Genomic DNA, 12,160 nt, shown 5'->3' on the forward strand with positions numbered 1-12,160 from the left:
GTATTTTATAACCGGCAACGACCTCATTCCTGGATGGATGGCAGTAGTCCGGAAAATTTTGAAATCAAACTCCAACCCTTAAACAAATGTGCTTAACCGGGTGTCCTGTTTTTGGGGTCCACTCCAATGTATTGAAAATTCAACACAGCAAATAGAATTTTTGAGATGAATATTCAATCTGTAATTATTAAAATTTTTTTGCCAATAGCATTATCAGTTTCAAATACCTTGCTCGGGTGTACTGCCAAGCGCGAGGCAATGGAACCAACTCAAGTTACCGAGCTCCCGGCATTTAAAAGTGAAGAAGACAAAGATTATCTGGAACTCATAGTTATGTTCCACCTGGAAGAAGATGGAACTATCAAGGATCTTCAAATGGTCGATTCAAGTGGAGATGTTCGTTGGGACAGCGCCGCAGCTGATTCCATGAAAAGCTGGCGTTTTCCCTCACCGTCTGACTCTGAGAGCAAAATCTTCACAAGAACGGTAAAAGTTGATATTATACCTGCTGAAATTCTGAATATTGCCGAGTTGCTGTTTCAAAATAAGAGTGATGCAGACCTGATCTACTCACGGCTCAGGGCGGGTAAGAGTTTCGAAAGTTTTGTTAAGGAAACGCAAGAAGGAGAGACCATTGCCATTGAGGGGCGTTTGATAGAAGGAGTAGAGTCAACAGAATATCCGGCTCAAGTTGCTAAGATACTTGTTAATTTGCAAGAAGGGCAATATTCCAGCCCTGTTGAACTGGGAGGAAAATATGCCATTTTTAAAAGATATGGTGATGACTTGCAAGACCAATAAAGCAGAAGCTTACACAGGCAACAGGCTGTTGTATAACTCACTTTTCGTTAATACAGGCTCATCAGCCAACTGGCTTTGTGTCCAGATAGTTTTTGAAGTTATTCCACGGAATGGTTCTTCATAAATCTGCTAAATGGGTTTTCTTGTTTCTGCGGGCTATTTCATAAGCGTCATGGTTTTCCTTTCGATGTAGTTACCCGAAGAAAGCTCGTAAATATATGTGCCTGAGGACAGGCCGGATGCATCGAACCGGACCTGGTGCGTGCCTGCCTGCTGCTCTTCCGAAACCAGTACAGAGACCGGACGTCCGAGTATGTCGTATACTGTAATCTGGACATGAGCTGTTTCAGGAAGCTCATAGGATATTCTGGTGTCGGGGTTGAACGGATTAGGGTAGTTCTGGTGCAGAACAAAAGCCAGAGGCCGGTCGCTGACGGGTTCAGTTGAAACCGGTTCCCTGACAGTCACACTGGCGGTATCAGAAAGCTCACCGTAATGGGTTACAATATAGCCCTCGCCGTAATCTGACGGCGCAAACCTGCCGGAAGCGTCAATATTGCCCTCCAGGTCTATAAGCTCCCAGGTAAATCCATCCTCTGCTCCCGGCAGGGCATAATCCCAATTGTCAATGAGACTCGCAGTGAACTGTTCTGTTTCAGAAGTGTCAATTACCGCCTCTTTTGGGGATATGCTGACGTGACTGGTAATTTCATCATAGTTTATCCTGGCAACGGCAAGAATTCCGTTAGCCACCGAGCGAAAGGTTCCCAGGCCGAAGGACCGGTCATGATCATTTACAGGTTCGTCTCTGACCACAAGTGTAGTTGATCCGCCGCCGTCAAGATTCACAGCGTTCCAGGCACCGATACCTTTCATAATATCAGCCATTTCCCTCATGGTTGCTCCACGCGAGTGGTGCTGCCTGCCATCAACGGCGACAAAATAGATTTTTGTACTGTCTTTGCTGAACCCGACAGCTGAGCGCGGGTGTCTCTCGCCAGAATGGTTTTCCCCGAAACCCTCAAATCCTACAAACTGGGTTGTTGCCCGTTCACCGTTGGTCAGCAGACGGGGGCCGCCACCCATCAGTTCGGAAATGGATTTTCCGGCCAGTTCTTCGTGCATAGAGGGCTGTACGCCGAGAGTTACGGTTACCTGATCACCTGCCGAGAGGTATTTATAGACAGAGTCGGCTATGGCATTGGTTCCGGTAAGGACATAAGTGTCTTCCTGAATAGTCATGCTTCCCTGATGGCGCTCTACTTCTGTAACTTCGAATGTTACAGGCCTGTTTGTTGCAATATCGTCCAGAGGAACAAGCCGCCATTCCGTAGTGGAAGCATCTGAACGGGTATCCGGAGCCAGGTAATGGTTGTAGATCACAAGTCCGCTGTCAACCGGCGCTCTGTTCAATCGCTCAATTTCATAGGTGTCACTATTTGGAAGCTCAATATGTCCGAAAAAATTGAGAATGTCTATTACCGGCTTGCCGTCATCGGTCATGCCAAACGACGAACGGTTGCGAAAGCCGCCAAATACATATTTGTTATCGATGATCTGACCGTTACGGAGCTTGTCAAAGGGATAACTTGTGCCATAATAATCACCGTTCAGAGCTCCGATCACAAGGTGGCCGTCACCTGTGTTGCGGTCCGACATGCTTTTCACCTGTTCGTTCGATGATATGAGCTGATCATTGGCCAGTACTGTGGTTAGAGAATTTTCCGGATGACTGATGTCAAATTCCAGAATTTCAATGTGAACAGGCTGCGACGGGTCATGGATGTGGATGTGAACGGCGCCGGGGCCTACAACGGTGCGTGTTGTGTCAGCTGCCTGAGCCGGTGGCAGCAAGAAAAGCGACAGGTATACAAGCGGAAATATGGAATAGCTGAGGTGGTTCAGTAACTTTTTTTCATATGCATGATGAGGTGTTTTCAGGCGATCAATCGCCGGAGGTTGTTTGTCCCTGTTAATACTGAAACTGGTGCTTAGAGTAATTTCCGAAATATTGACTTACCAAACAACATCAAGCCTGTCCTGGTGAAATTTTAAGTCGATGGTTGTCAAAAATTCAGGTATGTGGTATATTTCAAATCTGATAATATCAGTGATATTTTTGAATGCCTGTTGTTTTCTAAAACAGGAGGTTGAAGCCTGATAAGGGTTCTTAGCTCAGTTGGTTAGAGCGCCACGTTGACATCGTGGAGGTCGGCAGTTCGAATCTGCCAGAACCCACTATACTCTTCGTTATATGTAATAAAACCAGTCATTTATGCACTTCTTTCGATTGGTCCAAAACCCGAAATTGACGAAATAAGACCGTGCAGTCCAGCGTCTGACCAGGTTCAAAAGGCCTGAGTTTGGGAAAATTCAGTCAGCTATTACCACAAGATAGTCACTATTTTGCCACAAATAGGTGAAGGCAGCCCCGCTTGCACAACTGCCGTTCCTGTAGTCGGGGATCATTAACCTGCATCAAGGTATACGGCAAACACCTGATTGCAGACTACCCTGAGTTTGTCTCCGGCAAAATTCTGTAATCTTTGAGACTAAAGGCCGGTATCACACAGCGATATTTTTTACATGCGAAACTTGATCACTGTGTCTGGATCTGCATTAATAAATAATTCCGGCTGCAAAAAATAATCTACGACCGGATGATATTGCAGAACTTATTGGCAGTTTTTTATATCCTGTTTACCGCTTCCGTGTGGACCGGCAAAACCGCTTCCATACAATACTATTTACTTTTTGTTAATAAAGAGCACCTGATACGAAACAGATGAAAATATAAGTTTCAGAGCGTCAAGTGTTGTAAAAACGAGGCTATGTGCATTGATTGTCTCGTGTGAAATTCAAAATTTTACTTAACAAAATTCAGAAGAAAACAAACAAACTAAAATCGTGCATACAGCACATCCGGTAATGTCAACAAAGACCGGATAATGTATTGAATTCTATCGATAATTTTAATTACAGGGACATTTTTTCTGGCGAACAGGGCTGTTGTTTATTGCATCATAAGCAACGGAAAACCAATGTCAATCAGTGTTTCCTGCAAGAGCATATGTGAAACAGAAATTTAATATAATCAGCCTGTCATTTCACAAACCATATCATTCGAAATTCCATAATCCCGAATACAGGTTACCAAGAAACATATACTAATCATGGCAATATTTGATTCATTTCTACCACGAATAAAAAGAATCCGCATATTCTGGATCACAACGTTAATGCTGTTCGGGTTTACCAGCCTTTCACTCGCGCAGACAGGCCGGGTTGCCGGAACAGTTACAGCTGCTGATGATGGAGAGCCTCTTCCAGGAGCTCACGTGATGATTGTGGAGGAGGATGCCGGCGCGGCCGCTGATCCGGACGGCAACTATTCCATCGTAAATGTCCCCCCCGGAACTTATACCATTGAAGCTACTGCTGTCGGCTTCGCCTCAACAACTATTGAAGATGTCCGCGTCAATATCGACCAGACTACCAATGTGGATATTGAAATGCGTGAAGAAGAGTTTGTCGGAGAAGAAGTGGTCCTTGTGGATGAGCGCCCGGTTGTAGAAAGGGATGTGGCTTCCAGTCGGGCCAACATCAGTGCTGCAGATATGGAGAGCCTGCCTGTAGTGGATGTTTCTGAAGCGATTGGGTTGCAGGCTGGTATTCAGGGACTGAATGTCCGTGGTCTGGGCTCGCAGTACATGCAATTTCAGGTTGGCGGTTTCAGTATGCGTGATGAACGCGACAACACTCCGTACACTGCCATCAGCATGACTTCTGTAGCGGAAATGCAGGTGCAGACCGGTGGTTTCAACGCCGAGTACGGAAATGTGCAGTCCGGAGTCGTCAACGTAGTGACACGTTCGGGGGACAGGGATAACTACAATGCAGATGTGATCTTCCGTTACAGCCCGCCCGGCAAGAAACACTTCGGACCTTCGCCCAATGATCCCGAATCCTTTTTTATGCGTCCCTATCTCGATGATGATGTCGCCTGGGACGGTACTGACAGTGGTGCATGGGACCGGTATACCCAAAGAAAATATCCCGAATTTGAAGGATGGAGAAACGTAGAGCAGTCCAATCTGTCACCCGGATCGGAATACTACGGTCTCTCCGCTACAGCAGCCCAGCGTCTGTTTGAACATGAGCACAGAAAGGACTTCGCCATCACAGAGCCTGATTATGATCTTGACCTTGGATTTGGTGGTCCGGTGCCTTACGTCGGTGAATTTCTCGGGAATCTCCGCTTCTGGGCTTCACATCGGCGTACCCAGGAAATGTATCTTTATCCGCTCTCTGAAGACCGGTACCAGGATCACAGTACACACATCAAGCTGACCTCCGATGTCATCGAAGGGGCCGGCATGACACTGGATATTGAAGCTCTGTTTGGCTCTCAGTCCGGAACAAATAACAACAACGTCGGACAGCCCGGAATTTTCCGCGGTGCAGGAGGAATAGCTGCAGCACCAAGTATGCACTCATATCAGCGCTCTGTTGTGTTCTCAAGTGACTATTTCGCACCAACAGAGGTTGACCGGTTTATGATAGGAGCCAATTTCACCCGAATGGTGACAGACGATACTTTTTATGATATCTCCTTGAGCCACTTCCAGTCTGACTATGACACCAATCCAAATCCGCTTCGGAGTGATGAGACTGTTGCCGTTTTCGGAAATGACTACGAGGCAAATGAAGCTCCCTTCGGGTTTCAGCCCGAACCCTCATCGGGTATCGGTACCGGTATGAGGATGGGCGTTGGCATGAGCAACTCCAGAGACAGCAGCCGTGTCAGCTATCAGACAGCCGAATTCGATCTGACAAGCCAGCTGACGCATTTCATGCAGATCAAAACAGGTGCCGAGTTTGTCCGGACGCACAGCAAGGTTAACTATGCAGCAGTGGATGAGTTCCTTCAGGCCGGAAGAACAGCTTCCCGATGGGATAAAAAGCCCTTGCGCGGCGGACTCTATGCCCAGACCACACTTGAATTTGAAGGTATGGTGGCAAATTTAGGTTTGCGGGCAGATTACCACTATGCGAACACGACCTGGTACGATTTTGACCCGTTTGACCCGGCTCTCGGACCCGGAAATATCGATATGATGGATGACCTGCTCGAGACGACGGACACCGATCACCAGGTATTCCTCAGCCCGCGTCTCGGAGTATCTTTTCCTATCACCGTGGAAAGCAAGCTCTTTTTCAATTACGGACATTTCCGGTCCATGCCGCAACCCGAAAATCTCTATATGATCCGAAGGGAAACCCTTGAAGACCGTGTGGCCCGGATTGCCAATCCCAATATGCCGCTCCCCCAAACCGTAGCATACGAACTCGGATATGAGCACAGTCTGATGGATCAGTATCTGATCAGGGTAACCGGATATTATTCCGACATGAGAAATCATACGGAGCTGGTGGACTATGTCAGCGCCGATGACCGGATCAGCTACAGCATCAGCGAACCCAACTGGTATCGTGACCACAGAGGTTTTGAGGTCACGCTGGAGCGGGGCGAGGGACGGTTCTTCACCGGATTTGTCAACTACACGTATATGGTTACTTCCCAGGGCAGGTTCGGCTTCCCGTGGCAATATGAGAACCCTGCAGAGCAGCGCCAGCAGGAACGCCGGTATGAACCCGCCGAAACCCGGCCGGTTGCCCGTCCGTATGCACGTGTCAATCTGGACTTCCACACTCCGGCAGATTTCGGACCTGAGTGGGGCGGTTTCAATCCGCTCGAACGCTGGAATATTAACCTGCTTGCAAACTGGCAGGCAGGCCGATGGCTGACATGGACCGGCCCTGGTGCAGCCCCTCCGGGTGTCTCCAACAACATACAGTGGAGAGATGAATTCAATATTGACATGAGAATTACCCGGGAATTTGAAATGCAGGGCACACGTATCCGACTCTTTGCAGACATAAGCAACGTTCTGAATACCAAGCGGATGTCACAGTGGGCAAGCTACGGTTTCGAGGACGGTGATGACTACAACCGCTATATGCAGTCACTGCACCTCCCGGCCGAGCATGAAGACGAAATGATGTACGAATATGTACCAGGCGATGACCAACCCGGTGATTTCCGGGAGCTGGACAAGGACTTCGTCCCCATCGAAGCCCGGTCGACAGTCAGCAGTGATGAGGTTTCATCTCCCAATGAAAGGGCTCTTTACTACGATACCGGCACGGACGAGTATTTCCAGTGGAGTGATCAGGAAGGTGATTTCATTCCGGCGGATGAAGACCATGTGGATCATGTACTTGACAATAACAAGTACATCGAAATGCCCAATCATCAGTCATTCACATTCCTGAATCCGCGCAATGTCTTCTTTGGTATCCGGGTTCAGTTCTGATATCACCGCCTGCAGCCATTTCGCACAACATTCTCACTGTTTTAACTATATATACACTGAATTATCCAATGATGAATTATTTGAATAAAGCATCTCTGATCTTACTATTGGTTACTCCTGTTTTTCTGGTCTTGACTACACAGACAGCAGAGTCACAGCAGACACGCTGGATGAACGCCGGATCATTGCATAACTGGTATTCCGAAATCCACTCGGAGAGAGAGCACGGACTCAGGCAGGAGCAGCAGTTCGGACTCCGCTGGCCCGCCATTTTCCAGTATCAGGATTCCCAGGCATACAAGGGATGGTGGATAGGTGTCGGTTCGTTTGATGACGGGGTCAGGGATCCCTACACGCCAAGGGTGATTCATGCGGGCCCCCGTGTTACCGGAGAAGATTACTTCGAAGCTTCGGAGTTTAACCTGGTATCCCGGATTCCGCAGCCCGAGGTTCTTGTGGACGGCCTGCCGAGTTTTCTTGAATCCGTAGAGCCGGATGAAGTGGACCCGGATATGCCCGCCGATCTTATGATCTCCAACACCATCGAAACCGCAATGGGTATAGAGGTGGAACGGAATATCTATCAGTTCAGCCAGGAGTTTCATGACAACTACCACATCATGGAATACACCTATACGAACAGAACCGGAGAGACCGGTGAAACCGGAATTTTTGACGATATTCCCGAACAGACTCTTGAGGATGCCTATTTCTTCCACATCTTCAGGTATTCCCCCGTGCGCAAGACGCGGTATATGGTAGGAAATGCGTCCGGCTGGGGTATAAACACCATGATTGACCGTGTTGGTGACGGCATTGACGGTGAAGTCGGAGATCCCATGCGGGCACAGTTCGCATGGCACGGTTATTTCCCCGACCGTGATGTGGATTACGATAATATCGGGGCGCCGATGATTGAACCCAATACCGTCGGCGGATATATGAGCGAAGCTGACTCTACGGGAAGACTGGGAGCATATCAGTTCCCCGGTTTTGCAACGATTCATGCCGACGAGTCTCCTGATAATCCGGCGGACGATCCGGCGCAGCCCTCTACTCAGAGCTATGTTCATTCCGATGATGACCGGACTTCCGGCAACGATCCGTTCAACCGTGCTGAAATGCAGCGGGAATATAACCTGATGACCGAGGGTATCGGCTCGCGGCACGCATGGGATGTAGAGAGCGACGGCGATTTTGCCAATCAGCGCAGTGCCCCGAACATGGGAGCATCCGGTGGTCATTCAGCGACCAAAGGCTATGGCCCGTATACACTGGAACCCGGAGAATCGGTACGCATTGTATGGGTTGAAGGTGTGTCCGGTTTGAGTGAAGAGAAAGCAGAAGAGGTCGGGCGCGCCTTCAAGGCATATTTCGAAGATACCGGCGATGATCAGTATGAAAATATTGACGGTGAAGTGGTCACCATGGATGAGGAAGAAAAAAACCGATGGGTGCTGACAGGCCGTGACTCGCTGCTGCAGACCTTTGAGCGGGCCATCGCCAACTATGAAAGTGAATTTGACATTCCCGCACCTCCGGATCCGCCAAGCATGGTAGAGGTAAATTCCGGTGGTGACGCAATTTTTCTTGACTGGTCTTATGATGGTGACATAAGTGAGGTATCCCACTTTGAAATTTACCGGGCCGAGTCTTCCTTCGACAGTACACATACAAAGATTCACAGAGCAGAACCCGATGAAAGATCATTTGAAGATCCGGAACCGGTCCGCGGCCGGGATTATTACTACTACATCACCGCCGTGGGTTTTGAGGAAGACAATACCGGTGATGTGATGACTCCTGATGATGTCGCTCTGCGAAGCAGCCGTTATTACACTCAATCCTATGACCCGGCACGCTTGCAGCGGGCACCCGGTGAGGCCATGGAACAGATAGCCATTGCTCCGAATCCGTATGTAAGAACCAACGAAACGGAACTTAGTCTGGCTGATCGTGATGAGGTAGCATTTTTTGATGTGCCCGGCGAGGCAGACATCAGAATATATACCGAACTAGGAGAGCATGTCAGAACCATAGAACACCGTGACGGAAGTGGTGACGCCTTCTGGGATCTTCAGACCGAATCACGGCAGATGGTTGCCAGCGGAATATATCTGGTCGTTTTTGAAAACCTGGAAACCGGTGAGTCCATAACTAAAAAACTGGTCGTGATTTATTGATCACAGCCGGTCAATAACACAAACACAGACCGTTAAAGTCCAATTCTTAATTAACCAAAGGATATTTACCGTGAAGCTGAAATCATTACTTACAACGCTTTCAATCTTTGCCCTCTCTGCAGCATTGCTTGTTGATGCCGATGCACAGCCCAGAGATAAAAGGGCTCAGACTACGATGAAGTTTCTCAGTGTTTCCACCAATGCCAGGGCAACAGGAATGGGAACGGCTGTTACAGCCATAGAAACGAAATCCTCCTACGGCCAGTTCTACAATCCGGCAACCATTGCCCGGCTCGACAGAAGCTTTGATGCTTCTTTCGGCCTCGTGAACTGGATCGCAGATATCGACTACAACATGGGAAGTGTCGCATGGAGACCAGCAGACGGCCGCTATGGCGTTTTCGGGTTGCAGTTCGTATCCACCGACTATGGCGAAATTGACGAAACCATACTCGGCGCTGGAGAAAAAGGATATTACAGACTCGGCACGTTCCGGCCCAATGCATGGGCAGCCGGAATTTCCTATGCAAGAGCTCTGACCGGCCGTTTTTCCGTCGGTGCAAACCTGAAATATGCCAACCTCGATCTTGGAACCGGAACGCACGGCTTGTCGGGCGACGGTGACCTGGAGCGCAGCGACTACGAAGAAGGGACCATGGTTGTGGATTTTGGTGTTCACTACCAGACCGGATTTGAAAGTCTGAACTTCGCGATGTCAGTCCGCAATTTTGCACCTGATATCAGTTTTAACGAGGAAGACAGCGAACTCCCGCTGACATTCCGCATAGGTGTTGCCATGGATATGATGGATCTGTTCGACGGCATTGATCAGAATATGCACTCGTTCAATCTCAGTATTGATGCCAATCGTCCCCGTGATTTTGACGAACAGCTGATCATCGGAGGTGAATATACCTTCATGAACGCATTTTCAGTCAGAGCCGGATACGGTTTCCCGACAGACACCGAGCAGATATCAGCCGGCTTTGGTATACGTCAGAGTCTGGGATCCGTGGAGTTGAGTATAGATTACTCCTATACCACATTTGACGTCTTTGATAATGTCGACACCTTCTCCATTCAGCTTGGATTCTAACGATTACTACATACGTTTATTCAGATATTCCTAATTATTGACTTTCTACCATGCTAAAATTCAAGTTTCAGTTTCTGCTTCCCGTTGCAATTTTCCTCATTTCAGGAATTTTGTACGGATGTGACGATGACAGCAATACTATTTTTGATCCGGACAAGGAAATGGATCCGGATCCCGAGATTCAGCAGGTTGTGCCTGAAAACGAGGCCTTTGCCGGAGTCGGTTCCGTTACACTGGAAGGAATCGAACCCGTTGTCATCTACGGTGAAAATTTCGGCAATGACAAAGACCGGGTTGATGTATACTTTGGTGAGAGCCAGGCTGAAGTTCTTGAACTGCACGAAGACCGCGTTATTGTAACTCCACCAGATGACCCGGGTGAGGAACGCAAAATTCGTGTCTCGGTCATCGGTGCTGAAAAATACTCTGAGGTAGACTACGAACTGGTTCCCATTTTCGAAACATTTCCGGGCCTGGAAGATGCTGATGAACCCCGTGGTATGACGACAGATCCCGATGGAGTGCTCTACGCAGCCAACATAGTCAGTGATGCTTTCGACGGTGTGGACCGCTTTTTCCGGGATGGCAGCAGTGAAAAGATTATCGAACCGGAGAACTGGTCCTATCTGCGTCTGCGACATGGACCCGATGATGCCATCTACCTGCTGAGAGGAGGAACAATCCCTATCGTCTATCGCGCTGAAGAGGGCCAGGATTCTCCTGATGTAATATCAGGACCGGCCCATGGCCTGGCGTTGCAGGATCTGGATTTTGACAGCAACGAAAACCTGTGGACCGGTGGTCTGAATCATGGGGACGACGATCAGGATATCCTGAGAATTGACATTTATGGGGATCCCAATGATCCGGAACATTTCCGGTTTGAGGGCGATATTCATGCCATCAGGGCATATCAGGGAGACTTGTATGTCAGTGCCCAGCGGTATGAAGATGATGATGCCAATGATCCGAATCAATCAGGTGTCTGGAGACTGCCGATTGACGGCAATGATGAGCTTGGTGATGAGGAACTGTTCGTCGAAATGCCTGATCCGGAAGAGTACATTCGCAAGATTACCTTCACCGAAGCCGGTCAGCTGGTTGCGGCAACCACCACGGCGGAATCGATATATATCCATCGCGACCAGGAGCTCGAACCGCTTTATCCGGGTGTCATCCCGCCGGGTGCATTTAACTTTGCCGTATCATCCAAAGATAAAGAGCAGCTTATTGTCGGCATTCAGGGAACCACCATTGACGGCCGGACATCCGAAGACAAAATGATTATTCTTGAAATGAATCAGGAAATGGCTCCCTTTTACGGCTCAAGATGATCAGGGTTCATTTTCTGACGTACATGGTTTCCGGATGTAATCTCTTATACCGAAATCCGGTTTAGTCCGGAAGCAAGACCGCCGGGAATACATTATTAGTCCCGTACATTTTGATTTTGTTCCCTGTGACAGGTAAACACCCGAAAGTCACAGATTTATGGAATGAAGTCAGCATGTACGGGATTTTTTTTGCAGTCCTCTGTGAGAAGCCGGAGCGTTTTTAATTCAGGAAACGCGGAATGTTGTGTATCTTAGGCATGTTTTGAGACACATACCGGCACAATCAGGCATTATATACGTTAATAAGCCATGCAGATGTGGTTGTCATGCTGATGTGCTTACTGATGTAACGTTTTCATTAAAAAAACC

6 protein-coding genes and 1 tRNA gene are annotated in these 12,160 nt (G+C 48.4%); 6 read left to right on the forward strand and 1 reads right to left on the reverse strand.

What is annotated here, in order from left to right:
* The first annotated feature begins 165 nt into the window (after positions 1 to 165).
* On the forward strand, positions 166 to 801 hold the full coding sequence (locus NATSA_RS10370; RefSeq protein WP_210512354.1) for a TonB family protein: 636 nt from the start codon (positions 166 to 168) through the stop codon (positions 799 to 801).
* A 156-nt stretch (positions 802 to 957) separates the two neighbouring features.
* Here NATSA_RS10370 and NATSA_RS10375 read toward each other — a convergent pair whose 3' ends face one another.
* Positions 958 to 2,655 (reverse strand): phosphodiester glycosidase family protein, encoded by a 1,698-nt coding sequence (locus NATSA_RS10375; RefSeq protein ID WP_210512356.1) that lies wholly within the window; start codon positions 2,653 to 2,655, stop codon positions 958 to 960.
* Between the two features lie 310 nt (positions 2,656 to 2,965).
* Between NATSA_RS10375 and NATSA_RS10380 the strand changes: the two genes are divergently transcribed.
* The 5 genes from NATSA_RS10380 to NATSA_RS10400 all read left to right on the forward strand — a co-directional run bounded on the left by NATSA_RS10380 (position 2,966) and on the right by NATSA_RS10400 (position 11,791).
* A tRNA-Val gene (locus NATSA_RS10380) sits at positions 2,966 to 3,039 on the forward strand.
* Positions 3,040 to 3,974: 935 nt separating this feature from the next.
* Positions 3,975 to 7,178, forward strand: coding sequence for a TonB-dependent receptor (locus tag NATSA_RS10385; protein WP_210512358.1), 3,204 nt, complete (start codon positions 3,975 to 3,977; stop codon positions 7,176 to 7,178).
* A 131-nt stretch (positions 7,179 to 7,309) separates the two neighbouring features.
* A complete protein-coding gene (locus tag NATSA_RS10390; protein WP_210512360.1) occupies positions 7,310 to 9,361 on the forward strand; it encodes a hypothetical protein in 2,052 nt (683 codons plus the stop codon).
* Positions 9,362 to 9,431: 70 nt separating this feature from the next.
* Positions 9,432 to 10,457 carry a PorV/PorQ family protein gene (locus tag NATSA_RS10395; RefSeq protein WP_210512362.1) on the forward strand — a complete coding sequence of 342 codons (1,026 nt, stop codon included), beginning with the start codon at positions 9,432 to 9,434 and terminating at the stop codon, positions 10,455 to 10,457.
* A gap of 50 nt (positions 10,458 to 10,507) precedes the next feature.
* Entirely contained in the window at positions 10,508 to 11,791 is a 1,284-nt protein-coding gene (locus NATSA_RS10400; RefSeq protein WP_210512363.1) for an IPT/TIG domain-containing protein, read from the forward strand.
* The last annotated feature ends 369 nt before the right edge of the window (positions 11,792 to 12,160 follow it).

The sequence above is a fragment of the Natronogracilivirga saccharolytica genome (assembly GCF_017921895.1).
GTDB lineage: Bacteria > Bacteroidota > Rhodothermia > Balneolales > Natronogracilivirgulaceae > Natronogracilivirga > Natronogracilivirga saccharolytica.